This window comes from Allobosea sp., assembly GCF_030695125.1.
In the GTDB taxonomy this organism is placed as follows: Bacteria; Pseudomonadota; Alphaproteobacteria; order Rhizobiales; family Beijerinckiaceae; genus Allobosea.
On record NZ_JAUYTP010000021.1, the window covers coordinates 1 to 25089 of the forward strand.

Sequence of the window (25089 nt, forward strand, 5' to 3'; positions counted from 1 at the left end):
CGCGACGCTCACACCGCGATCCTTGATCAGGCGAACCGCCTCGATCTTGAACTCACGCCCAAATCGTCTTCGCTGCATCTGCCACCTCCGGCTTCATGAAACACCCAATCTCGGTGTCCACGAAACCGGCAGCAGGCCATCATGCGGAGAACGGCCGACACCTCTCCCTGCCCTCTCCTTACAGGAGAGGGTTCTGCGTCGCGGTTCCCGCCGCTTCGCGGATGGCCGCGATGACGGCGTCGCGGTCGTTCAGCACCGTCTCGTTGCGGAAACGGATGAGCGTGAAGCCGTGGCGCTCGATCTCCTGCGTGCGGGCCGCATCGTAGTCGCGTTCGGCGTCATGCTGGGCGCCGTCGAGTTCGATGACGAGCTTACGTTGGAGGCAGATGAAATCGACGGTGTAGCCGAGCAGCGGGACCTGCCGGCGGAACTTGAGGCCGTCGAGGCGGTGGGCGCGCAGGAGGTTCCAGAGGATGTCCTCCGGCTTTGTGGATTGCCGGCAGAGCTTGCGGGCGAAGTCCTGTCGCTCGGTGGCCATGGCGCCTCATGCGGAAAACGGCCTACACCTCTCCCCTGCCCCTCTCCTTACAGGAGAGGGGTTCCCCACGCTGGACTTCCGAAGGATGAGGACAGCCGGAGCTACCCCCGCCGCCGCCCACCCCTTTGCTCCCCAGCCCCCTTCGGCCGCTGCTCCGTCCGCGGCCCCATCTCGTCGAGCGTCGGCTTTTTCGGCAGCGCCCGCGACACCGGCTTGCCCTCGCCGCCGCCGAAATTATGCGGGCCCATATCGGCGTCGGTCGGCTTCTTCGCCCGCGTCGGCGGCAGGTTGGCGCTGTCGCCATAGCTGCGCTCGCCCTTGTACTTGCCGGCCGAGGCCTCGACATCGCGCTGCCGCGCCATCGGATCGTCGGAGATGGCGAGTTCGGTGGCCTGCAGGCGCTTGATCTCGTCGCGCAGCCGGGCGGCGGTTTCGAATTCGAGATCGGCCGCGGCCTCGCGCATGCGCTTTTCGAGATCGGCCAGCGCCGCCTTGAAATTGTGCCCGGCGGCGGGCGTGGCGAGCCCGGTGTCGACCGTGACATGGTCGCGCTCATAGACCGAGCCCAGGATGTCGCCGATGGCGCGCTTGATCGTCTGCGGCGTGATGCCGTGCTCGAGGTTGTAGGCGACCTGCTTTTCGCGGCGACGCGCGGTCTCGGCCAGCGCGCGCTCCATCGAGCCGGTGATGTGGTCGGCATAGAGGATGACGCGGCCGTCGACATTGCGGGCGGCGCGGCCGATGGTCTGGATCAGCGAGGTCTCGGAGCGCAGGAAGCCCTCCTTGTCGGCGTCGAGAATGGCGACGAACCCGCATTCGGGAATGTCGAGCCCCTCGCGCAGCAGGTTGATGCCGACCAGCACGTCGAAGGCGCCCAGCCGCAGATCGCGCAGGATCTCGATGCGCTCGATCGTGTCGATGTCGGAATGCATGTAGCGCACGCGCACGCCGTTCTCGTGCAGATATTCGGTGAGGTCCTCGGCCATGCGCTTGGTCAGCACGGTGACGAGCGTGCGGTAGCCCTGCGCCGTGACCTCCTTGATCTCGTCGAGCAGGTCGGCGACCTGGTGCTTGGCGGGGCGGATCTCGACCGGCGGGTCGATCAGCCCGGTCGGGCGGATGACCTGCTCGGTGAAGACGCCACCGGTCTGCTCCATCTCCCAGGAGCCCGGCGTCGCCGAGACATGCACCGATTGCGGGCGCATCGCGTCCCATTCCTCGAAGCGCAGCGGCCGGTTGTCCATGCAGGAGGGCAGGCGGAAGCCGTATTCCGCCAGCGTCGCCTTGCGCCGAAAGTCGCCGCGATACATGCCGCCGATCTGCGGCACGGTGACATGGCTCTCATCGGTGAAGACCAGCGCATTGTCGGGCAGGTATTCGAACAGGGTCGGCGGCGGCTCGCCCGGCTTGCGGCCGGTGAGATAGCGCGAATAGTTCTCGATGCCGTTGCAGGAGCCGGTGGCCTCGATCATCTCGATGTCGAAGGTGCAGCGCTGGTCGAGCCGCTGCGCCTCGAGAAAGCGGCCCATGGAGTTGAGCTCGTCGAGGCGGGCCTTCAGCTCCTCCTTGATGCTCTTCACGGCCTGGGTCAGCGTCGGCCGCGGCGTGGTGTAGTGCGAATTGCCGTAGACCTTCACGAATTCGAGGTCGGCCGTCTTCTGCCCCGTCAGCGGGTCGAACTCACTGATGCTCTCGACCTCGTCGCCGAACAGCCCGATGCGCCAGGCGCGGTCCTCATAGTGCGCCGGGAACAGCTCGATCACGTCGCCGCGCACGCGGAAGCTGCCGCGGGTGAAGTCATGCTGGGTGCGCTTGTATTGCAGCGCCACGAGATCGGCGATGAGCTGGCGCTGCTCGACGCGCTCGCCCAGCTTGATGCCGAAGGTCATCGCCGTATAGGTCTCGACCGAGCCGATACCGTAGATGCAGGAGACCGAGGCGACGATGATGACGTCGTCGCGCTCGATCAGCGAGCGCGTCGCGGAATGGCGCATCCGGTCGATCTGCTCGTTGATGGAGGACTCCTTCTCGATGAAGGTGTCCGAGCGCGGCACATAGGCCTCGGGCTGGTAGTAGTCGTAATAGGAGACGAAATACTCGACCGCGTTGTCGGGGAAGAAGCTCTTGAACTCGCCATAGAGCTGCGCCGCCAGCGTCTTGTTCGGCGCCAGGATCAGCGCCGGGCGCTGCGTCTTCTCGATCACCTGCGCCATGGTGAAGGTCTTGCCCGAGCCGGTGACGCCGAGCAGCACCTGGTCGCGCTCCTGCCGCGCGATGCCCTCGACCAGTTCGGCGATCGCGGCCGGCTGGTCGCCGGCCGGCTCGTATTCGGAGTTCATCCGGAAGCGGATGCCGCCTTCGGATTTGTCCGGCCGCGGCGGGCGATGCGGCACCCAGGCCTTGCCCGGCTCGATGAAGGGATTGCCGCTCTCCAGCAGCGTCTGCAGCGAGGTCGCGGTCGCGGCCGCCGCGCCCTCCGCACCGATAAACGCGCCATCGGCCTTCTTCGAGAGCTTGCGCTTGGGCCGCTCCTCGCCGCCGGGCCGTTCCGTGGCGTAGCTCGGCTTCGCCTCATAGCCGGTCTGCGGCTTGTCGGAGAACCCGGCCGCGCCGCCGGGCACGGCGTTGCCGCGGTTGATCGCCGGGTTGAGCAGATCGGCGAGATAGCCCTCGAGCGGCTTCAGCTCCTGCCGCGACGCCTTGGAATTGGGCGTGCGCGCGCTGGACGGCTTCTTGGCCGCGGCGGACTTGGCGGGCTTGGGCTTGGCGGGCGAGTCTTTGGCGGGTGTGTCGGACATGGCAGCAATATGGGGCGCATCCCCGCCGCGCGCGAGGGGCCTCGGCGCATGGCGGCGCGCACTGGTGACAGCAGCTGGCAGGAGAAGGGCGTCATTCCAGCGATTGCCCCGAGAATCTCGGGCCGGAGGAGGCGCGGCCGCCGCCTCAGCTAGCCTCCAGCTCGCTGTGCGATTTCAGCGCCTTCGCGCCATCCGCCTGTCGGACCAGATAGGCCGGCTTCTCCTCCGAGGCGTTGCGGCGGATGCGCTTGCCCTTGATCATGCGGCTGACAGGCTTGGTGAAGACCGCTTCGACTTCGCCCTCGGCGGTGCCGCTGCCCCAGTGCCAGCGGACGGCGGCGCCCTTTCGCAATGGACTTGTCATGCGATGTCTCCATGATCAGGGATCGATGCCCGGGCAACGCGCGCGCGCCCGGCCGGGTTCACTGCGGGAGGACACGCCATGCGCCGACGCCTGATCGCGATCGTCACAGGGGCCGCCGCGCTCCTCGCCTGCGCAGGCGCGCAGGCGGTCGGGCCGGACTGGACCTGGCTCGACGAGGACCCGGACTACCGCCAGGCGCGGCGCTGGATCGAGGAGAAGAACTTTCCACCGGCGATCGAGAAGCTGGAGGTCCTGCTCAAGCGCTCGCCGCATGCGCCGGAGCTGTTGAACTGGCTCGCCTTCTCGCACCGCAAGCTGAAGAACTACCCGCTCTCGAAGCAGTATTACGACGCCGCGCTGATGCGCGACCCGACCTTCCTGCCCGCGCTCGAATATCAGGGCGAATGGTTCATCGAGACCGGCGACATGGCGAGCGCCAAGGCCAATCTGGCCAAACTCGCCAGCCTCTGCGGCCGCTGCCACGAATGGCAGGACCTCAACGCCGCGATCGACAAGGCGGAAGGGCGATAGAAACCTCCGTCATTCTCGGGCGAAGCGAAGCGCAGACCCGAGAATCTTAGGACGACAGAGGCGCGGGAGCCTCAACGCAGAACCCTCTCCCGTAGGGAGAGGGCAGGGTGAGGGGTCGGCCCCTCGACCAGCAAAGCGCCATCCCAACCGCTGCGCCGGTGAGGTCTCACTCGCCCTTCAAGCGGCCGACCCCTCACCCCTGCCCCTCTCCCTACGGGAGAGGGGTTCCCCGCGCCCTATCCGCTACTCCCGCCCCAGCCACCCCACCATCCCCGCCGCCGCCGCGACGCCGGTCGCGAAGCAGCCCTGCAGGAGGTCGCCGCCGGTCGGCGCCTCCCAGGCCAGCATCTCGCCGGCGACGAAGACGCCCGGCAGGCGGCGCAGCATGAAGCCTGCGTCGATCTCGCCGGCCGCGATGCCGCCGGCGCTGGAGATCGCCCGCTCGATCGGCATCGTCCCGGTGAGGCGCAGGCGCGCGGATTTGATCGCCGCCGCCAGCGCGGCCGGCGTCTCGTCGAGCTTCCCCCCGACGCTGTCGCGCAGCACGGCCACGGCCGCAGGCGAGAGCCCCGCCTTGCGCAGATGGTTGCTGAGCGTCTCGCCCGGCCGGCGCTTGCCAAGTTTCTCCGTCAGCCGGGCAAGGTCGATATCCGGCCGCAGGTCGATCTCCAGCACCGCCGAGCCGTCCCGCGCGATCGCCTCGCGCAGCGGCCCCGACAGCGCATAGATTGCGCCGCCCTCGAGTCCATCAGCGTCGATCATCGCCTCGCCCGCAATCTCTTTGCCGGCAAAGCGCAGCGTAATCCGCTTCAGCGGCGCGCCGGCGAAGCGCTCGCGCAGCATATCCGACCAGGCCACCGCGAAGCCGCCATTGGCCGGCCGCAGCGGCGCCACCGCGACACCCCTCCCCGCCAGCAGCGGCACCCAGCCGCCATCCGAGCCCAGCCGCGGCCAGCTTGCCCCGCCCAGCGCCAGCAGCGTCGCATCGGGGGTGAGCGTCACCTCGCCCGCAGCGGTGGCGAAGGTCAGCGCGCCCACGTCGTTCCAGCCGGTCCAGCGCCGGCCGGCTTCGAGCCGCACGCCGAGCCCGTCGAGCCGGCGCAGCCAGGTGCGCAGCAGCGGCGAGGCCTTCATCGCCTTCGGGAAAACGCGCCCGCTGGTGCCGACGAAGCTTTCGGCGCCGAGCTCGTCAGCCCAGTCGCGCAGCGCCTGCGGCGGGAAGGCCTGGATGGCGGGTTCGAGCCAGTCCCGCGCCGCGCCGTAATGCGGCAGGAAGGTCTCCAGCGGCTCGGAATGGGTCAGGTTGAGCCCGCCGCGCCCGGCGAGCAGGAATTTTCGCGCCGGCGAGGCCATCCGGTCATGGAGCGTGACGCGGTGGCCGGCCTGGGCCAGCCGCTCGGCCGCGATCAGCCCCGCGGGGCCGGCGCCGATGATGGCGATGTCTTTGCTGTGCATCGGGCGGGCTTGCGCCGGGCGGCCGTGGCGGTCAAGTGAATAGACGACGCCAAACGCGCCGTCGTCCCGGGCGACCGCAGGGAGACCCGGGACCCATTCCGGAACGGTTCAGGCATGGATCCCGGATCGGCGCGGCTTCGCCGCTTGTCCGGGATGACCGCGCGGATGACAGACAGCGTGGACGAATGCCCTCACGCCCGCGCAAAGGTCTCGTCGAAGGCGTAGCCCGCGCCGCGGACCGTGCGCAGCGGGTCCTTGGCGTCGCCCGGCGTAATCGCCTTGCGCAGGCGCCCGACATGGACGTCGACCGTGCGCTCGTCGATGTAGACGTCGCGGCCCCAGACGGCGTCGAGCAGTTGCGCGCGGGAATAGACCCGGCCCGGCGCCTGCATCAGGAATTCGAGCAGGCGGAACTCGGTCGGCCCCAGATGCAGCTCCTCGCCGGAGCGGCGTACGCGCCGCGTCGTGCGGTCGAGTTCGAGATCGCCGGCCGTCAGCAGACCGGCGACATGGCCGGGCTTCGCCCGGCGCAGCAGCGCCTGGATGCGCGCGATCAACTCGGGCAACGAGAACGGCTTGACGACATAGTCGTCGGCGCCGGTGGCGAGCCCGCGCACCCGCTCGGTCTCCTCGCCACGGGCGGTCAGCATGATGATCGGCACCCGCTCGGTGTCGCGGCGCGCCCGCAGACGACGGCAGAGCTCGATGCCCGACAGACCCGGCAGCATCCAGTCGAGCAGCACGAGATCGGGCGTATGGTCGCGCAGGTGAAGCTCGGCGTCGTCGCCGCGCGCGACGCTGTCGACCACGAAGCCCTCGGCCTCGAGATTGTAGCGCAGGAGCAGGGTGAGCGGCTCCTCGTCCTCGACGATCAGGATGCGGGCGGCCATGAGCGGTTTTCCAAAAGCGGGTCGGTCCAGGACGTCATTCTCGGGCTTGACCCGAGGATCTCGGACCAGAGCATCCTGGTTTCCGAGATGGTCGGGTCAAGCCCGACCATGACGCAGTCCTCAGCTCCCCGTCACCGCCTCGACGGTGATGTCGGTGGTGTCGAGCTTGGGACGGTTGATGTCGAGCGATTCACCGGTGACGAGATAATGGATCGTCTCGGCGATGTTGGTGGTGTGGTCGCCGATCCGCTCGACATTCTTGGCGCAGAACAGGAGATGCGTGCAGAAGGTGATGTTGCGCGGATCTTCCATCATGTAGGTCAAAAGCTCGCGGAACAGCGAGGTGTAGAGCGCGTCGATCTCGCCATCGCGGTGCCAGACCTCGAGCGCCTTCTGCTCGTTGGAGGCGGCGTAGGCGTCGAGCACGTCCTTGAGCTGGGCCTGGACCAGGCGGCTCATATGCTCCAGCCCGACCACGGCGCGATGCGGCGGCGAGAACTGGCCGGAGATCGCGACCGCGCGCTTGGCGATGTTCTTGGCGAGGTCGCCGACGCGCTCGATATCGGAGGCGATGCGGATCGCCGAGATCAGCTCGCGCAGGTCGTTGGCGAGCGGCTGGCGCCGCGCGATCGTCAGCACGGCCCGCTCCTCGACATCGCGCTGGAGATTGTCGAGCCGCTGGTCGGCCGAGATCACCTTCTGGGCGAGCGTGGTGTCGCGGCGCACCAGCGCCACGGTGGAATCGCCGAGCATGCGCTCGGACATGCCACCCATCTCGGCGAGGCTGCGGCGCAGCGCCTCGAGTTCGGCGTCGTAGGAGCGGACGATATGGTCGGTCATCGCGGCGTAGTCCTTCGATTGCAGGGGCGGAAGCGGCGGACGGTCAGCCGAAGCGGCCGGTGACGTAGTCCTGCGTCTGCTTCTTGCTCGGGTTCATGAAGATCGTGTTGGTCGGCGCGAACTCGATCACTTCGCCCAGATACATGAAGGCGGTGTACTGCGAGATGCGGGCCGCCTGCTGCATGTTGTGGGTCACGATGACGATCGTGAAGTCGACCTTGAGCTGCTCCAGCAGATCCTCGATCTTGCCGGTCGAGATCGGGTCGAGCGCCGAGGTCGGCTCGTCGAACAGGATGACCTCCGGCTTCTGCGCGATGGTGCGCGCGATGCACAGACGCTGCTGCTGGCCGCCCGACAGGCCCATGCCCGAGGTCTTGAGCTTGTCCTTGACCTCGTCCCAGAGCGCGGCGCGGCGCAGGGCGCCCTCGACGCGGTCGTCGAGCTCCGACTTCGGCGGCTTCTCGTAGAGCCGGATGCCGAAGGCGACGTTGTCGTAGATCGACATCGGGAAGGGCGTCGGCTTCTGGAAGACCATGCCGATGCGCGAGCGCAGCTCGTTGACGTCGACATCGTTGGAAATGACGTTGCGGCCGTCGAGCATGACCTCGCCGGTCGCCTTCTGCTCGGGATAGAGCGAATAGATCCGGTTGAAGATGCGCAGCAGGGTCGACTTGCCGCAGCCCGAGGGGCCGATCAGCGCCGTGACGTGGCGGTCACGAAAATCGAGATTGATGTTCTTCAGCGCCTTGTGCTCGCCATAGTAGAAATCGAGGTTCTTGACCTTGATCCGGATGGGAGCATCGGCATCGAGCGTCTGCGGGCTGAGTTCGAGGGTCGAGAGCATCGAAGATTTCCTTCGGATCGGACGCGATGGATCGCAGGATAACGTATCGCGAAATGACGGGGTCGCGAGATTACTTGGCGCCGCGCACGATACGGCGGGCGATGATGGAGAGCAGGAGGATCGACATGGTGATGATCAGCGAGCCGGCCCAGGCGAGCTGCTGCCAGTTCTCGTAGGGCGCCGAGGCGAACATGTAGATCGTCACCGGCAGGTTCGAGACGCCACCCATCAGGTTGGACGAGAACCAGAAATTGTTGTTGAGCGCGGTGAAGATCAGCGGCGCGGTCTCGCCGGCGATGCGGGCGAGCGCCAGCAGGATGCCGGTGACCATGCCGGCCTTGGCGGCCTTCCAGGTGATCGAGGTGATCACGACCGAAGGCGGCGCGCCGAGCGCCGAGCCGGCCTCGCGCAGCGGGCCGGGAACCAGCCGCAGCATGTCCTCGGTGGTGCGCACGATGACCGGGATCGCGATGATGCCGAGCGCGACGCCGCCGGCCCAGCCGGAATAGCCGCCCAGCGGCTCGACCAGGATCACGTAGACGAACAGGCCGATCAGGATCGACGGCGCCGAGAGCAGGATGTCGTTGATGAAGCGGATCAGGTCGGCGAGCTTCGAGCCCTTGCCGTATTCGGCGAGATAGGTCCCGGCCAGCACGCCGATCGGGGTCGCCACGACGATGCCGAGGAAGGTCAGGATGATCGACCCGACGATGGCGTTGGCAAGGCCACCACCCTCCGAGCCGGGGCCGGGCGTGATCTGCGTGAAGGTGGCGACGGACAGGCCGCCGAGGCCCTTCACGATCAGCATGCCGAGGATCCAGAACAGCACGGAAATCGCGATGATGGTGAAGCTGGCGGTGATGATCCGCATCGCCTTGTCGGCGGTGCGGCGCGACTGGCGAACGCGGCCCCAGGTCGTCGGGGGCAGCTCGCGGACAGTGGAGGGTGTCGTCAGGCTCATGATCTGCAACCCGCTCAGAAGGTCTTGACGCGTGCGACGAGAATGCGCGCGATGACGAGGACGACGAAGGTGACGAAGAACAGGATGCAGCCAAGCCCGATCAGCGCGTTCATCTGCAGGCCCAGCGCCTCGTTGAACTCGTTGGCGATGCGCGAGGCGATGGTCGAGCCCGGGTCCATGATCGAGCCCGAGAGCCGGTTGGCATTGCCGACGACGAAGGTCACGGCCATGGTCTCGCCGAGCGCGCGGCCCAGACCGAGCATCACCGCGCCGATGATCGAAACGCCCGCCTGGGGCACCAGCACATGGCGCACCACCTCCCAGGTCGTCGCCCCGATGCCATAGGCGCTCTCGCGCAGCACGGAGGGAATCTGGTCGAGCATGTCGCGCACGATCGAGGCGATGAACGGGATGATCATGAAGGCCAGGATGATGCCGGCCGTCAGGATGCCAAGCCCCGAGGGCGAGCGCGAATACAGGATCGTGCCGACGATCGGCATGCCCTCGACGATGTTCGACAGCGGCACCTGCACATAGGCCGCAAACAGCGGCACGAAGACGAACAGCCCCCACATGCCGTAGATGATCGAGGGCACGGCGGCGAGCAGCTCGATCGCGGTCGAGACCGGCTGCTTGAACCAGACAGGGGCAAGCTGGGTCAGATAGACCGCGATGCCCAGCGAGAGCGGCACGCCGATCAGCAGCGCGATGAACGCGGTCGACAAGGTGCCGGCGATGGCCGGCCAGGCGCCGTAGACATCGGCCTGCGTGTCCCATTGCGAGCCGGTGATGAAGCCCAGGCCCATCGCGCGGAAGGCCGGCCAGCCACCGATGATCATCGACAGCATGATGCCGGCGAGCAGCAGCAGCACGAAGAGGGCCGACGCGAAACTCGCATTGCGGAAGATCAGGTCGAAGGTGCCCTTCGGCGTCTTGCGCTGCGGGCGCGCGGCCGGAAGGCTCATAGGGTCGGTCACGGCTGTCATCCGTGGAACTCCGGTCGTAGCGGAAGGAGGCAAGGCGAAAACAAGGGGCCGGCTCTCAGGCGGGCCCTCATCCCCAGCAGCGGCACGCTCGGACGCCGCTGCTCGGGATGAGGGCAGGAAGAGAAAGTGGCGAAGCGGGACATCTCCCGCTTCGCCCTCATCGTATCGGATCGATCAGAAAATCGGCTTGCCGGCCGGGTCGGTGACGCCCTTCCAGGAGGCGCGGACCTGATCCTTCACATTGGCCGGCAGCGGCACATATTCCAGATCGAGCGCCAGCTGGTCGCCGTTCTTGAAGGCCCAGTCGACGAACTTCAGCGCGGCGCCGACCTCTTCCGGCTTCTCCGGCTTGGCATGGACGAGCAGGAAGGTCGCGGCCGTGATCGGCCAGGCCTGGGCGCCCTTCTGGTTGTTCAGCGAGATGCCGAAGCCGGGAGCGGCGTTCCAGTCGGCATTGGCGGCAGCGGCCTGGAAGGACTTGTCGTCCGGATCCGGGAACTGGCCGTCGGCATTCTGGATCAGCGCGTAGCTGAGCTTGTTCTGCTTGGCATAGGCGTATTCGACATAGCCGATCGAGTTGGCGACCTGCTTGACCGACGCCGAGACGCCCTCATTGCCCTTGCCGCCGATGCCGACAGCCCACTGCACCGAGGTGTTGGTGCCGACCTTGGACTTCCAGTCGGCCGAGACCTTCGAGAGATAGTCGGTGAAGACGAAGGTCGTGCCCGATCCGTCCGAACGGTAGACGGGAGTGATGTTGGCGTCGGGCAGCTTCAGGCCGGGGTTGAGGGCGACGATCTTGGGATCGTTCCACTTCTTGACGGTGCCCATGTAGATTTCGGCGATCAGCGGGCCGGTCAGCTTGAGCTGGCGGGCGTCGATGCCGGCGATGTTGATGGCGGGCACGACGCCGCCCATGACGGTCGGGAACTGGATCAGCCCGTCCTTGGCCAGGTCCTCGCCCTTGAGCGGGGCGTCGGTGGCGCCGAAGGCGACCGTCTTGGCCTTGATCTGGCGGATGCCGCCACCCGAGCCGATCGACTGGTAGTTGAGACCGATGCCGGTCTCCTTCTTATAGGCTTCGGCCCACTTCGAGTAGATCGGGAAGGGGAAGGTCGCGCCGGCGCCGGTGATGTCGGCGGCCTGGGCCGCGCCGGACAGACCGATCGTCGCGGCCGCGAGAATGAGAAGTTTGCGCATGAGATGTCCTCTCTGGGTCGCAGGTTCAGCGAGCCGTTCAGAACACTGTCTGCATGACAGCTTCATGACAGGCCGTCACGCGCACTGTCACAGACCCGTCACGCAGCGTTAAGGAGTGTGACTCAGGGCTTGCGCGGCGGCGCCCCGAAACGGGGCAGCACGGCGCGAAACGTCGCCCCCTCGCCGCGCGCGCTCTCGATCGTCAGCCGCCCGCGATGGCGCAGGACGATGTGCTTGACGATGGCCAGCCCGAGCCCCGTGCCGCCGGCCTCCCGGCTCGCGGCGGTGTCGACCCGGTAGAAGCGCTCGGTCAGCCGCGGCAGATGCTCGGGCGCGATGCCGGGCCCGTCGTCGCGCACGCCGACGCTCACCTCGAGCGGGCCCTCCTCGACATCGATCGCCACCTGGCCGCCGCGCTTGCCGTATTTGATCGCGTTCTCGACCAGATTCTCCATCAGCCGCAGCAGTTCGTCGCGATCGCCGGCGACCTTCACCGGTTCGGCCGGCGCCCGCAGCGTCAGCGTGACCTCGCGCTCGCGCGCCATCAGCGTCAGCGAATCCACGATCTCGCGCGAGATGCCGGTGACGTCGACCGGCGTCTCCGGCGCCAGATGCGCGCGCAACTCGATCCGCGACAGCGACAGCAGGTCGTCGACGAGGCGGGCCATGCGCAGCCCCTGCTCGCGCATGATCGCGAGAAAACGGTCGCGCGCGCCGGCATCGTTGCGCGCCGGCCCCTGCAGCGTCTCGACGAAGCCGAGCAGCGAGGCCAAGGGCGTGCGCAGCTCATGGCTGGCATTCGCGACGAAATCGACGCGCATCCGCTCCGTCACGCGCTGCTCGCTGAGATCCTCGAAGGTCAGCAGAACCGGCCGGCGCCAGCCCGCGCCCGTCAGCGCCGCGATGTGGATGCGGAAGGTGCGCTCCACCGGCACGCGCTCGACCAGCTCGATCACCTGCCGCCCGCCCTGCCGGGCGACGCCCTCGATCGCCTCGATCAGATCGGGATCGCGCATCACCAGCGCCAGCGGCTGCCCGCGCTCCAGCGCCGGAACCAGCGCGCGCATCGCCGGGCTCAGCGCCTGGGCGATGCCCTGCCCGTCGAGCAGCACGGCGGCCGAGCCGATCGCCTCGACCAGGGCCAGAATCGGAAGCGCTTGGGGATCGACGGTATCGGGCATCGGGAGAAACCTCGACGCGCGCTGCGCCGGGCGCTGGACGGCTGGCTGCGGGACGCGGATGCCCTTCCTGATCGCAAGCCCGGCGCGCGTCAATTCCCTTTGCCGCCGGCCGCGGCTAAGCTTTCGCCACACAGGAGGGCCCCGATGGCCAAGACCAAACCCGCCAGCAAGACCAAGTCTGCCAGCAAGTCTCCATCCCCCCGCCCGGCGAAAGCCGCCATCCGCCTCGTCCCCAAGCCGGAGGCGCAGGAGCAGGACCGCGGCGACGCGCCGGGCAAGGCCGCCAAGCACAAGAGCGACGCGGCGCGCGCGGCGCTCGGCCCGAGGGGCTATGCCATCAAGGGCTTCGACATCGAGGCCGCGACGCTGCCCGACGCGATCACCGACGCCGCCTTCCGCAGCGGCGACTATCCCTATGGCAAGCGCATGAAGCGCAAGCGCTACGAGGCCGAGCTCGCGCCGCTGCAGATCGAGCTGCAGAAGCTCGCGACCTGGGCGCGCGAGGCGCGCGAGCGCATCGTCATCGTCTTCGAGGGCCGCGACGGCGCCGGCAAGGGCGGCACGATCGGCCGTTTCACCCAGCATCTCAACCCGCGCCAGGCCCGCGTCGTGGCGCTGTCGAAACCCTCCGACGCCGAAGCCGGCCAGTGGTATTTCCAGCGCTATGCCGCGCAGATGCCGACCGCCGGCGAGATCACCTTCTTCGACCGCTCCTGGTACAACCGCGCCGGCGTCGAGCGCGTCATGGGCTTCTGCACGCCGGAGCAGACCGAGACGCTGCTGCACGAGGCGCCGGCTTTCGAGGGCATGCTGGTGCGCGACGGCGTCCGGCTGATCAAGCTCCTCATCACCATCGGCCCGGAGATGCAGATGCTGCGGTTGCATGCGCGCTGGCACGATCCGCTCAAGCGCTGGAAGCTCTCGCCGATCGATTTCGAGGCGATCCCGCGCTTTGCCGCCTATTCCGAGGCCTTCGACACGATGCTGGCCCGCAGCTCGACCGACTGGGCGCCCTGGCACGTCATCCGCGGCAACGACAAGCTGCGCGCGAGGCTCAACGCCATCCGCCATGTCCTGCTGGCGATCCCCTATCACGGCCGCGACGAGGCCGCGATCGGCCCGCTCGACGACAAGGTCGTGCTCGACGCCGCGCATTATCTCCGCAAGGGCGGCGAGAGCTGAGGCGCTCTGGGGCGGCGCGACATCCCTCAGCCCTCATCCTGAGGAGCCCTTCCGCGAGGAAGGGCGTCTCGAAGGATGCTCCAGCGGGTTCCGGAGCTGCTGGACCCTCCTTCGAGACGCCGCGGTCCGCGGCTCCTCAGGATGAGGGCTGGCGCGTTCGGGCGCCCCTCAATCCTCGCCCTTCGCCACCGCCTGCCGCAGCCGCGCCAGCGCCTCGGTCGCGCCGGCCTTGCGGGTCGCATCGCCCGTCTCCGCCTCCTTGGCGATGCTCTCGCTCAGCGTCGCCACCGTGATCTCGGCCTTCGCCGCCGTCAGCTTCAGCACGGCGTTGGCGATGATGTTGGGCCAGAACGCCGCCCCGCCCTTGGCCAGCCCCTTGGCCTTGCGGCCCTCGAATTCACGGGCGAGCTGTTCGGGAGTCTTCTGGGCCATGGCGTCTTGAACCTGTGTGTGGGGTTGGCGGTGACCTATCACGAAATCGCGGGCCTGCCTGCCCCCCGCTTGCGGCGTGCCGCGACGCCCCCTTCCCTTCTCCCACTCATCTCGGGCTTGCCCGAGATGAGACCTCTATGTGTCAAAGTCGGCAACAGCCGACTTTGATGGGGAGAAGGTGTCGCGTCCTGCGCCGCCAACGCGTTTCGCCTCCAGCGTCACGCGCTCGCCTGCAATTTCGGAAACGTCCTGCGCCGGCTGGCGACGTCGGCACCGCCTTGTCAAACATCACAAAACCGGGCAGAAGTCGCCTGAATCCAGCGCTCATCTGGGGAATGCTGGCTAAAGGTAAGAAAGAATGGAAAAACTACTGTCCTGGGTCGGGTCTCTGCTCTACGGCATGAGATTCACCATGCTGTTCTTCTATGTGGGTCTGGTGGCGATCATTCTCGGCATCCTCGGCAAGTTCATCGTCGAAGCCTACAAGCTGATGACCACCTTGATGTTTGGCGACCTCAGCAAGATCGACCTGATCATCAAGGTGCTTGAACTGGTCGACATGACGATGGTGGCGCAGCTCGTCTGGGTTGTTGGGCTGGCGGGCGTCTCGCTCTTCGTGACCACAGGACATTTCGACGACAAGGATGTGAAAAAGCCGGACTGGCTGGACCACGTCAATACCTACAACCTCAAGCTGAAGCTCGCCTTCGCCATCATCTCCATTTCGGGCGTTCATGCGTTGAAGACTTACCTGGGCAGTGGCCTGAGCTTTGAAAGCATCCAGATCGTCGCGGTGGTGGCCGTGATCCACTTCACCTTCGTCCTGTCCGCCATCGGCATATCCTTCGCCGAGCGGTTGACGCGGGAACACGCGTAAAGCGCCCCGCGCCGCCACCGCGACGCTCCTGCCCTTCTCCCGGATGGGAGAAGGGTTCCCCGCGTCTCAGGCGTCATGCTCGGGCCTGCCCCGAGCATCTCGGGACGAGAGCGGCTCCCCAGCCTCCTCCGGCCTGAGATTCTCGGGTCTGCGCTGCGCTCCGCCCGAGAATGACGCACACACCAAATCCCCGCCCGCGCTCGCACGCGGCGGATGTGATAAGGGGCAGCGGAGCGCCGCGAGGCGCGTAGCCTGAAATCCGCATCCATTGAGCCAGGATGCGGCGCGGATGGATTGAGCCACCATCCGCACGCCCCGTGGCGCTCCGCTTGTCGGCGATTTTTGACCCCGGGCCGCGCTTATCGGGTCGAAAGCCAGCCTGCGCCGCGAGCCCTTTCGACGCCAGTGCCCCTCATCGGGTTGTCGCGTCTAGTCGGGCATGGGACGCAGGCGTGATGCCGGCAACCGGTCCAGCGAGCTCCTCGCACAGGGGCCGTATTACCCCCAGGGCGGTGCCCCGAAGCCTCCCGGGACCGGGGTGCAAACCCGGCCGCAGGCGCCGCGCCCATCCCCACCATGGCTGTGCCTTCCGGATGGCTGCCCCTCGGGGATGAGGTGGTGGCAGATTAAGGGCGCTTTGGGCGGCGGGGATAAGATGGCGCCCCATCTCCTCTCGACGATGAAGCGCGGGGAACCCCTCTCCTGTAAGGAGAGGGGCAGGGGAGAGGTGTCGGCCCGTTCACCAGCGAGGCGCCATGGCCACCGAGCGACAGGATTTCGCCCGCAAGCTCCGCCGGCAATCGACCACCCCGGAGGACATCCTCTGGTCGCTGATCCGCGCCCACCGCCTCGATGGCCTCAAATTCCGCCGACAGGTTCCGTTGCTCGGCTACACCGTCGATTTCCTCTGTCTCCAGCGCAAGCTCGTCATCGAACTCGACGGTGTCCAGCATGACGCCGAGCGCGACTACGACGCGGCGCGCACGCAGGAAATCGAGCGCCACGGCTTCACGGTGATCCGCTTTCGCAATGAGATGGTGCTGAATGACCGCGACGCTGTCATCGCGGCCATTCGGGAAGCGGCGGAAACCCCGACGGAGAAGCCTCGCCTGTAAAAGCAGGGAGGTGGCCGCATTCTGCATGAGGCTCGACATCGACAGCGGCGAGGTCTGCGCCCCGCTGGTCCAGGGGCCGACACCTCTCCCCTGCCCCTCTCCTTACAGGAGAGGGGTTCCCCGCGCCCTTCGCCGCCGCCCCCCCAACCGCGACGCCTCTTGCAGACTCGAACTAAAGCGATTCAAGAATTTCGTTTGGCAAACCGTGACGAGCGTTTCTGTTATTAATCAGAAAAGAATTAGCTCTTTCAAGCGAAAGGCCCATAGCCTTAGCCGTTATGACAGCATACATATAGCTTAGCATTAAGCTCGATTTATTCACTTTGGCATATGCATCTTTAATAGAAATATCTCTATTATCAGACATATGAGTTATAGAATTACGCATAGAAGCTATTCGTTTACAGAATAATTTTATATCTTTCTCGGTACCCAAATTTATACTGTCTACAATAGTAAATATCATTCTCTCCAACAGTATTCTGAATGACAATTTATTACTTGATTTAAGAAGACCTATTGCTCTTTCAATTATTTCAACACCAAATGTATCAGAAAATTTCTCTGAAATTAGATCAGCCATCTCATCAAGATCGCCGCCTGCGCTTTGGCGACCAAATAGTTCGCGACCTAAAACTTCTAAAGCTTGACAAACATTTACAAAGCGAGCCAGTCCACTATCAGTCTCCTCCAGAGAGTTCTGAAAAATCCATCGCGACAGGCTTATTTTCTCACTACCAGAAAACCATTCATTTAGAGCTGCTTTAAATTGAACAGCATCAGAAAAGTCGATCAGTATCTGATGATTCATGGGCTGGACAAACTGCGCCCTTCTTGACGAAAGCCGCCAGATTAAACCTATCGACTCGACGCTCTTGCCCTCGAATCTTTTGTAGTTAAATTCAAACGGCTCCAGAGAAAAAACCGAAAGAAGGTGTTCAATTTTCATTATGATATTATCAGCATCAGAGAATGACTGTGGTTTATCGAATTTTATAATTATATTACTAAGTGATTTAAATGCATAACCGCTCGTCGATGAAGATTGACTAGAAATTGAAGAACTTTTCTTTAATTTAAACCCCATGCTGGGGACTTCAATCCAATCAGAGTTATCCGCCGCGAGAGCCCATATCTCTGTTGGATTGCCTAGCAAATCAAAAACAGGATCCTTCCGCCTATCGCCCCTCGAATGATGACAAGTAATATTACTTTCTCCAAAAAAACCAGTAATACGATCATCAAAAAGGAACACATAGTTACAGGTTCCGTTAAAATATTTTAATGGCGTTCCGAGCCATATTTTGGTCGGAATCAACTGAATTACAGCTATTGATTTATTAATTGATGCTGATGAATGTAAATTTATTGAAGAACATGCACAATTCTCTAAACTTATAAATCCATGACCAGCCACATAACCATCTATGTTGGGCTGAAGCGGAGGCTTGATTGCCTTAATAACCGAATTGTCTATATCGTAAGCAGATTTTTGGCGAGAATCCTTAATTTCTACAAATAGCTCAAGAATCGGTCTCTTGTTATCAATTATCAGATTTCCGAAGGCTTTCACTCGTCCCAGATTCCAGATTGATCCAATGTTATTGCTCGAACTGCGCAATTTTATCGCTGAATCATAAGTGGTCATCTGAAAATCCTATCTCAGACCGTAGAGAAATCACTTTTAAATATTGCATAATGCAATTGGCCATACAAAGCCACAATAAGAACACCGGCACGACCATAGCTCTACCCCCCCGCTTGACTCCCCGCCCCCTCCCCCCTTACCCCCATCGACGGGACACGCCACCCCACCGTGGCGCGCCCATCTGTAAGGATGGAGACATCGATGACGAATACCGTTCCGGCCGCGCTGCCGCGCGTGCCGCATTTCTCGTCCGGCCCGTGCGCCAAGCGCCCCGGCTGGTCCCTCAAGGCGCTGGGTGACGCCGCGCTCGGCCGCTCGCACCGCGCCAAGATCGGCAAGGACAAGCTCAAGCTCGCGATCGACCTGACGCGCGAGGTGCTGCAGGTGCCCGCCGATTACCGCATCGGCATCGTGCCCGCTTCCGACACCGGCGCCGTCGAGATGGCGATGTGGTCGCTCTTAGGCGCCCGCGGCGTCGACATGGTCTCCTGGGAGAGCTTCGGCGCCGGCTGGGTCACCGATGTCGTCAAGCAGCTCAAGCTGGCCGACGTCCGCACTTTTGAAGCTCCCTATGGCGAGCTGCCGAACCTGAAGAAGATCGACACCAAGAACCGCGACGTCGTCTTCACCTGGAACGGCACGACCTCGGGCGTGCGCGTGCCCGATGCCAGCTGGATCGCGGATGACCGCGAGAGTCTGACGATCTGCGACGCGACCTCGGCCGCCTTTGCCCAGAAGCTCGACTGGCCCAAGCTCGATGTCACCACCTTCTCCTGGCAGAAGGTGCTGGGCGGCGAGGCGGCCCATGGCATGATCATCCTCTCGCCGCGCGCGGTCGAGCGGCTGGTGACCTACAAGCCGGCCTGGCCGCTGCCGAAGATCTTCCGCATGACTTCCGGCGGCAAGCTGATCGAGGGCATCTTCTCGGGCGAGACGATCAACACCCCCTCCATGCTCGCGGTCGAGGATTATCTCGATGCGCTGCACTGGGCCAAGAAGGTCGGCGGGCTCGACGGGCTGGTGAAGCGCGCCGACGGCAACCTCCGCGTCATCGCGAAATTCGTGCGCGAGAACGACTGGATCGACTTCCTCGCCGTGAAGCCGAAGACGCGCTCGAACACGAGCGTGTGCCTGACCTTCACCGACCCGGCCGTGACCGCGCTGGCTCCCGACGCGCAGGCGGCGTTCGCCAAGCAGGTGGTAAGCATCATCGAGAAGGCCGGCGCCGGCTACGACCTCGGCCATTACCGCGACGCCCCTCCCGGCCTGCGCATCTGGTGCGGCGCGACGGTGCAGAGCCGCGATCTCAAGGCGCTGCTGCCGTGGGTGGCCTATGCCTTCGCCGAGGCGAAGGCCGGGTTGGCGAAGAAGGCGGCGTAAGCAGCCCCCTTGTCATTCCGGGGCGCGGGCGCATGCCCGCGAACCCGGAACCCACGACCGGGCGAGCCCTTCGCCGCCGCATCCATACCGTTGCGCCCCGTCATGGGTTCCGGGTTCGGCGCGTTGCGCCGCCCCGGAATGACAGGCGGGGAGCGCCCTTCCCTGTCCCGCGCAGAGCGCCGACGCGCCGCGCCAGCCGAAAGCCCTTCCCGATGACCACTCAAAACCCAGCGCCCAAGGTTCTCATCTCCGACGCCCTCTCGCCTGCCGCCGTGCAGATCTTTCGGGATCGCGGCATCGACGTGACGTTCGATCCCAATCTCGGCAAGGACAAGGACAAGCTCGCCGCGATCATCGGCGACTATGACGGCCTCGCCATCCGCTCGGCGACCAAGGCCACCGCCAAGCTGCTGGAGGCCGCGACCAGGCTGAAGGTGATCGGCCGCGCCGGCATCGGCGTCGACAATGTCGAGATCCCCGCCGCAACCGCGCGCGGCATCATCGTGATGAACACGCCCTTCGGCAATTCGATCACCACCGCCGAACATGCGATCGCGATGATGTTCGCGCTCGCCCGCCAGATCCCTGCTGCGGACCTCTCCACCCAGGCCGGGAAGTGGGAGAAGAACCGCTTCATGGGCGTCGAGATCACCGCCAAGACGCTGGGGCTGATCGGCTGCGGCAATATCGGCGCGATCGTCGCCGAGCGCGGCGTCGGCCTGAAGATGCGCGTCATCGCCTATGACCCCTATCTCTCAGCCGAACGCGCGGTTGCGCTCGGCGTCGAGAAGGTCGAGCTCGACGAGCTGCTGAAGCGCGCCGACTTCATCACCCTGCATGTGCCGATGACGGCAATGACGAAGAATATCCTCTCGGCGGAAGCACTGGCGAAGACCAAGAAGGGCGTGCGGATCATCAACTGCGCCCGCGGCGGGCTGGTCGACGAGGAGGCGCTGGCGGCGCTGATCAAGTCCGGCCATGTCGCGGGTGCCGCCTTCGACGTGTTCTCGGTCGAGCCGGCGGAGAGCAATCCGCTGTTTGGCCTGGAGAACGTCGTCTGCACGCCCCATCTCGGCGCCGCCACCAATGAGGCGCAGGAGAATGTCGCCCTCCAGGTCGCCGAGCAGATGAGCGATTATCTGCTGAAAGGCGCGATCACCAACGCGGTGAACTTCCCCTCGATCTCGGCGGAAGAAGCGCCGCGCATCAAGCCGTTCGTGGCGCTCGCCGAAAAGCTCGGTTCGTTCCTGGGGCAGCTCACCGAGGCCCCGGTCAAGGGCATCCGCATCGAATACGAGGGCGCGGTCGCGAGCCTGAACCTCAAGGCGATCTCGGCGGCGGCGATCACCGGTGTGCTGCGGCCCTTCCTGCCCGAGATCAACATGGTCAATGCCGCGATGGTGGCCAAGGAGAAGGGCATCGTCGTCGAGGAGATGACCCGCGAGGTCGCCGGCAATCTCGAGTCCGTCATCCGCATCGTGGTGGATGCGCAGGACATGCCGCGCCATGCGGCGGGCACCGTGTTCCAGGACGGCAAGCCGCGCATCGTCGAGATCCGCGACATCCAGGTCGATGCCGAATTCGCCCCGCACATGCTCTATGTCCGCAACGCCGACAAGCCGGGCTTCATCGGCCAGTTCGGCTCGCTGCTCGGCGAGGCCGGCGTCAATGTCGCGACCTTCGCGCTCGGCCGCGACAAGCCGGGCGGCGACGCGATCTGCTATGTCGCGGTCGACGAGGCGATCTCGGACGAGCTTCTCGACAAGATCCACGAGATCCCGATGGTCAAGCGGGCAAGGCGGTTGCGGTTCTGACCGCCGGTTGAGTGGTCGCGGAAACACGACGTCATCCCGGGCCTGCCCCGGGATCCATCGGAGGGCTCCTGCGCTCTAGGATGGATCCCGGATCTGCGCTGCTTCGCAGCTTGTCCGGGATGACGCGGTGGTTCGTCCGCCTGGCGTCGGCGGCTACTTCACCAGCAGCCAATCCTCGATCACCAGCGCGTCGAGCCCGCTGGTGTAGAACATCAGGATGGCGTCCTCCGCCGTGTGCAGGATCGGCTTGCCCATGATGTTGAAGGAGGTGTTGAGGATCACCGGCACCCCGGTCAGCGCGTGGAAGGCCGAAATCAGCGCGTGATAGCGCGGGTTGCGCGCGGCCGTCACGCTCTGCAGCCGGCCCGTTCCGTCCTCATGCACCACCGCCGGGACATGGTGGCGCACCGCGTCCTTCCACGTCAGCGTGCGCTCCATATAGGGCGTGTCCTGATAGGCCTCGAACCAGGCCGGGCCATGCTCGGCCAGGATCGAGGGCGCAAACGGCCGGAAGGCCTCGCGGTACTTCACCTTGGCGTTGAGGATGTCCTTCGCGTCCGCCGGGCGCGGATCGGCGATGATCGAGCGGTTGCCGAGCGCGCGCGGCCCGAACTCGGCCCGCCCCTGCACCCAGCCGATCAGTTTGCCCTCGGTGAGGAGCTTGGCCGTGACGGGCGCGACCTCGTCGGGTGCGAGCTTGCGCAGGCGCGGCTCCCAGGCCTGCATCCGCTCCAGCGGCTCGGTCGAGACGCTCGAGCCGAGATAGGGCGAGGCCGGGCCACTCAGTGCGCGCCAGTCCGGGTTCGCCTGGGCGTGGCTGAGCCAGGCGGCGCCGATCGCATTGCCGTCATCGGCCGGCGCCGAGGGCACGAAGACCTGCGCGAAGCCATGCCGGCCCGCGATCTTGCCGTTGAAGGAGGAATTCAGCGCGCAGCCACCGGACAGCACGAGGTTGGGCGACGGCACCAGCGCGGCGGTCTCCCCCAGCAGCGCCTCCATCATCTCCGCGAAGACGTCCTGCCCGCAGCGGGCGAGATCGGCCCAGCCGCTGTCGAGCGCGTCCGCTGGCCGCAACTCCAGAATCTCGGCCGCCACCGCCTGCACGACATCGGCCTTGGCGAAGGTGAGCTTGTGGCCCTCGATGCGGTAGAGACGCCGCAGCAGCGCCATCAGGCGCTCGTCGGTCCGGCCATAGGGCGCGAGCCCCATGATCTTCCACTCCTCGCCCTTGGCCTGGTCGAAGCCGGCGAGGTCCGTGACCAGCCCGAAATAGAAGCCGATCGATTCGCGCCCGCGATGGCGCTTGACCTCGCGGAGGCGCCCGCCCTCCAGCGCGAAGATGGCGGACGCCCCGGTCTCGCCCATGCCGTCGACGACGAGGCAGGCGGCGTCCGTGAAGGGCGAGGACCAGCAGGCATAGGCCGCATGGCACAGATGATGCCCGAAGCGCGTCAGGCCGGTGACGTTGGCGTGGCCGAAGGCGCGGTCGAGCCCGAGCAGCGTGCCGATGCCGGCGCGCTGCTGGCCCTGATGCAGCGAGGCGATCAGCGCCCGCTCGGTGCGTTCAGGCACCAGCGAGCGGTTGAGCTCCGGCGACAGCTTGAGCAGGGCCTCCAGCGTGAACGAGCCCGCCCGGCTCATCTGGTCGAGGAAGCCGGTGAACTCAGGCCCCCAGCTCGTCGCGATCGCGACCTGCGCATCGGCGGGGATGTAGCGCTTCAGCAGCGATTCCATGCGCGGCGCCGGGTCCGGCTCGCAATTGGGCGCGCGCTTGTATTGCAGATAGCGCTCGGTCGCCTCGGCGAAGAGAACCGCGCCGTCGGGCCCGATGATCGCGATGGCGGGGTCGTGGAAGGTGGTGGCGAGGCCAATCGTGTAGGTCATGCTGCCTTGTCGAAACATCCGGAAACCGAACCCACCCCTAGCACGGATTTACCGTCGATCACGCCGAGAGCTGGTCCCGGCGCAGTTCCTCCAGGATCGAGAGCCGCCCGAGCGCCTGTTTCAGCGCCGCCGTGCGGGCCTTGCCGATGGTGCCGGGCGCGACCCGGTTCGACGGGCTCAGGCCGGCCGCGATGTCGGCGAGCTGCTGGCTCAGGATGCAGTCGACGAGCAGGGCATGGTCCCGCTCGATCTCGGCGAGGTCCCCCGCGCCGCCGGTTCCCAACTCCGCCACCGCCTCCAGCCGCGCCTGCGTCGTATGCCGGGGCACGCCATGGTGGAGCGCCAGCAGCCGCGCCGTGGTGACGATGTCCTTCAACCCCGTCCGCTTCAGATCGATGCGGCCGTCATCCTCGGTGCGCAGGCCCCCGAAGAGGGTGAGCCCCGCCGCCGGCTGGCCGGCATTCTCCGCCAGCAGCTTGAGGAAGGGGATCTGGCCCTTCGCCGCCGCCCAGGCGTCGCGCCAGAGCTGCTCGGCCATCGCCCGGTCGCCATGCACCGCGGCGAAATCGAAGACGATGTCGACGCTGAGCAGATCCTGCGGGTTCGAGCGGGACAGCCATTGCGCGATGCGCTGCCGCCAGGTCGCGACCGAGCCGCGGAAATCGGGCTGCGAGGCCATCACGCCGCCCTTGCACAGGGGCACGCCGACCTCGTCGAGGATCGCCGCCATGCGCTTTCCGAGCCGCGCGAACCACTGGTCGGCCTCGCCGCCGGGCTCTCCCTCGGCGAAGATCAGGGCGTTGTCCTGGTCCATGGCGAGCAGACTCTCGCCCCGCCCGGCCGAGCCGAGCACCAGCACGGCATAGGCACAGGGCGCCGGCCCCGCCCCGGCCGCGACCAGCTCCGCCTCGGCGAGGATGGTGGCCCGGCGCGTCAGCGCGCCGACCTCGCGCGCGACCACGGCGGCGATCATCCGGGCTGGCACGTCCTCGGCCAGCAGCGCGCGCGCCATCAGCGGCAGCCGCGCCCAGATCTGGCCGAGCGCGGGCGCATCGGGCGCGGCGTCGATGTCGTCCCCCAACGCGACCGCCGTGCTGGCGCGCAGCTGCAGCAGTTTCAGCGGCGTCACCACGCCGACGATCCGGTCCTGCGCGTCGGTGACGGCGAGGTGGCGGATGCTGCGCGCGCTCATCCGCCCGATCGCGCGATAGAGAAAGGCCTCGGCGGGAATGGCCACGACCGGGCGCGAGGCGAAGCGCACGGCGGGCTGCGCCAGCGCGGCTGCGCCTTCGCGGGCCATGGCGCGCAGCAGGTCGCGCTCGGTCAGGATCGCCATCTCGCCCGGACCCGCCAGCGGCTCGCCGATGAAGACCGAGCTCAGCCCCCGTCCCGCCATGGCGGCGAGCGCCTCGGCGACGGGCGTCGTCTCGGGCAGGATCGCCGGATCGGCGCGCATCACCTCGCGCACACGGTGGCGATAGGGGTAGCTGTCGAGCTTGGGCAGCGGGTCGCCGTCCGCGCTGGGCGCGCGCAGCTCCCAGGCCGGCGGGGCCGCGCCCGCCATCGCGTCGGTGATGCGGCGGCTGGCGGCGATCGCCTCGCCGACCGTGCGGATGCCCCGGTCGCGCAGCCGCGGCGCCAGCGCGAGGAAGACCAGGCCCGCCGCCATCGCATCGCCCAGCGCGCGGTGGCGTTCCTGCGCGGGGATGTCGAGCCAGGCGCCGAGCGCCTCGAGCGAATAGGACGGCAGCCCCGGTTCCGCGAGCTGCGCCAGCAGCCTGATATCGAGCGCGAGCGGCGGAATGAAGCGCTGGCCCAGCCGCTCGACCTCATGCTGAAGCATCGCGATGTCGAAGCCGATCGTATGGCCGATCACGATGCGCCCGGCGATGAAGGCCGCAATCCCCGGATAAAGCTGGTCGAAGCCCGGCGCGCCGACCAGCGCCGCCCGGTCGATGCCATGCACGGCATGGGCCCGGGCCGGGATCTCGACATCGCAGGCGACCAGGCTCTGGAAGGCATTGGCGCGATCGAGCCGGCCGCCATCGAGATGAACCGCCGCGATCTCGATCATGCGGGCGCGCTTGACGTCGAGCCCCGTGGTCTCCGCATCGATCGCGACGCCGCGGATCGCAAACAGGGGTGTGGCCTGCAGCAGGTTCGACATGC

Annotated in this window: 21 protein-coding genes; 6 read left to right on the plus strand and 15 right to left on the minus strand. The window is 66.1% G+C overall.

The features are described from left to right. Window positions 1-178: 178 nt before the first annotated feature. From Q8S38_RS06060 to Q8S38_RS06070, 3 genes are all read right to left on the minus strand, one after another. Window positions 179-538, minus strand: coding sequence for an endonuclease domain-containing protein (locus tag Q8S38_RS06060; RefSeq protein ID WP_305679535.1), 360 nt, complete (start codon window positions 536-538; stop codon window positions 179-181). Between the two features lie 101 nt (window positions 539-639). Continuing rightward, window positions 640-3336 (minus strand): excinuclease ABC subunit UvrB, encoded by a 2697-nt coding sequence (gene uvrB, locus Q8S38_RS06065; RefSeq protein ID WP_305679536.1) that lies wholly within the window; start codon window positions 3334-3336, stop codon window positions 640-642. A 145-nt stretch (window positions 3337-3481) separates the two neighbouring features. Continuing rightward, window positions 3482-3700 (minus strand): hypervirulence associated TUDOR domain-containing protein, encoded by a 219-nt coding sequence (locus Q8S38_RS06070; protein WP_305679537.1) that lies wholly within the window; start codon window positions 3698-3700, stop codon window positions 3482-3484. 78 nt (window positions 3701-3778) lie between these two features. Here Q8S38_RS06070 and Q8S38_RS06075 point away from each other — a divergent pair, with 78 nt between their 5' ends. Next, entirely contained in the window at window positions 3779-4231 is a 453-nt protein-coding gene (locus Q8S38_RS06075; RefSeq protein ID WP_305679538.1) for a tetratricopeptide repeat protein, read from the plus strand. 243 nt (window positions 4232-4474) lie between these two features. Here the strand turns inward: Q8S38_RS06075 and Q8S38_RS06080 are convergent, their stop codons facing one another. The 8 genes from Q8S38_RS06080 to Q8S38_RS06115 form a co-directional block, all read right to left on the minus strand. Then, entirely contained in the window at window positions 4475-5686 is a 1212-nt protein-coding gene (locus tag Q8S38_RS06080) for a TIGR03862 family flavoprotein (protein WP_305679539.1), read from the minus strand. A 191-nt stretch (window positions 5687-5877) separates the two neighbouring features. Continuing rightward, a complete protein-coding gene (phoB, locus tag Q8S38_RS06085) occupies window positions 5878-6576 on the minus strand; it encodes a phosphate regulon transcriptional regulator PhoB (RefSeq protein WP_305679540.1) in 699 nt (232 codons plus the stop codon). A gap of 120 nt (window positions 6577-6696) precedes the next feature. Beyond that, window positions 6697-7416 carry a phosphate signaling complex protein PhoU gene (phoU, locus tag Q8S38_RS06090; protein WP_305679541.1) on the minus strand — a complete coding sequence of 240 codons (720 nt, stop codon included), beginning with the start codon at window positions 7414-7416 and terminating at the stop codon, window positions 6697-6699. A 43-nt stretch (window positions 7417-7459) separates the two neighbouring features. After that, the gene (pstB, locus tag Q8S38_RS06095) at window positions 7460-8260 is read right to left on the minus strand and encodes a phosphate ABC transporter ATP-binding protein PstB (RefSeq protein ID WP_305679542.1); all 801 of its coding nucleotides are present in this window, start codon (window positions 8258-8260) and stop codon (window positions 7460-7462) included. Window positions 8261-8330: 70 nt separating this feature from the next. Continuing rightward, on the minus strand, window positions 8331-9221 hold the full coding sequence (gene pstA / locus Q8S38_RS06100; protein WP_305679543.1) for a phosphate ABC transporter permease PstA: 891 nt from the start codon (window positions 9219-9221) through the stop codon (window positions 8331-8333). A gap of 14 nt (window positions 9222-9235) precedes the next feature. Beyond that, on the minus strand, window positions 9236-10207 hold the full coding sequence (gene pstC, locus Q8S38_RS06105; protein ID WP_305679544.1) for a phosphate ABC transporter permease subunit PstC: 972 nt from the start codon (window positions 10205-10207) through the stop codon (window positions 9236-9238). A 174-nt stretch (window positions 10208-10381) separates the two neighbouring features. After that, on the minus strand, window positions 10382-11407 hold the full coding sequence (pstS, locus tag Q8S38_RS06110; protein WP_305679545.1) for a phosphate ABC transporter substrate-binding protein PstS: 1026 nt from the start codon (window positions 11405-11407) through the stop codon (window positions 10382-10384). 122 nt (window positions 11408-11529) lie between these two features. Further along, entirely contained in the window at window positions 11530-12588 is a 1059-nt protein-coding gene (locus Q8S38_RS06115; protein ID WP_305679546.1) for an ATP-binding protein, read from the minus strand. A 144-nt stretch (window positions 12589-12732) separates the two neighbouring features. On the opposite strand from Q8S38_RS06115, the gene ppk2 reads away from it, so the two are divergent. Then, window positions 12733-13770, plus strand: a complete 1038-nt coding sequence (gene ppk2 / locus Q8S38_RS06120) for a polyphosphate kinase 2 (protein WP_305679547.1) — start codon at window positions 12733-12735, stop codon at window positions 13768-13770. Window positions 13771-13938: 168 nt separating this feature from the next. Here ppk2 and Q8S38_RS06125 read toward each other — a convergent pair whose 3' ends face one another. Continuing rightward, window positions 13939-14202: a hypothetical protein gene (locus Q8S38_RS06125; protein WP_305679548.1), complete on the minus strand. Its 264-nt coding sequence runs from the start codon at window positions 14200-14202 to the stop codon at window positions 13939-13941. Between the two features lie 400 nt (window positions 14203-14602). On the opposite strand from Q8S38_RS06125, the gene Q8S38_RS06130 reads away from it, so the two are divergent. Further along, a complete protein-coding gene (locus Q8S38_RS06130) occupies window positions 14603-15079 on the plus strand; it encodes a YqhA family protein (protein WP_305679579.1) in 477 nt (158 codons plus the stop codon). A gap of 755 nt (window positions 15080-15834) precedes the next feature. After that, on the plus strand, window positions 15835-16194 hold the full coding sequence (locus tag Q8S38_RS06135) for an endonuclease domain-containing protein (RefSeq protein WP_305679549.1): 360 nt from the start codon (window positions 15835-15837) through the stop codon (window positions 16192-16194). A gap of 172 nt (window positions 16195-16366) precedes the next feature. Here the strand turns inward: Q8S38_RS06135 and Q8S38_RS06140 are convergent, their stop codons facing one another. Continuing rightward, window positions 16367-17842, minus strand: coding sequence for a HEPN domain-containing protein (locus tag Q8S38_RS06140; protein WP_305679550.1), 1476 nt, complete (start codon window positions 17840-17842; stop codon window positions 16367-16369). Between the two features lie 201 nt (window positions 17843-18043). On the opposite strand from Q8S38_RS06140, the gene Q8S38_RS06145 reads away from it, so the two are divergent. Further along, the gene (locus Q8S38_RS06145; RefSeq protein WP_305679551.1) at window positions 18044-19222 is read left to right on the plus strand and encodes a phosphoserine transaminase; all 1179 of its coding nucleotides are present in this window, start codon (window positions 18044-18046) and stop codon (window positions 19220-19222) included. A 212-nt stretch (window positions 19223-19434) separates the two neighbouring features. Then, window positions 19435-21036, plus strand: coding sequence for a phosphoglycerate dehydrogenase (gene serA / locus Q8S38_RS06150; protein ID WP_305679552.1), 1602 nt, complete (start codon window positions 19435-19437; stop codon window positions 21034-21036). A 153-nt stretch (window positions 21037-21189) separates the two neighbouring features. Here the strand turns inward: serA and Q8S38_RS06155 are convergent, their stop codons facing one another. Beyond that, window positions 21190-22920 (minus strand): carbamoyltransferase family protein, encoded by a 1731-nt coding sequence (locus Q8S38_RS06155; RefSeq protein ID WP_305679553.1) that lies wholly within the window; start codon window positions 22918-22920, stop codon window positions 21190-21192. A gap of 58 nt (window positions 22921-22978) precedes the next feature. After that, window positions 22979-25087 (minus strand): DUF294 nucleotidyltransferase-like domain-containing protein, encoded by a 2109-nt coding sequence (locus tag Q8S38_RS06160; RefSeq protein ID WP_305679554.1) that lies wholly within the window; start codon window positions 25085-25087, stop codon window positions 22979-22981. Window positions 25088-25089 lie beyond the last annotated feature (2 nt).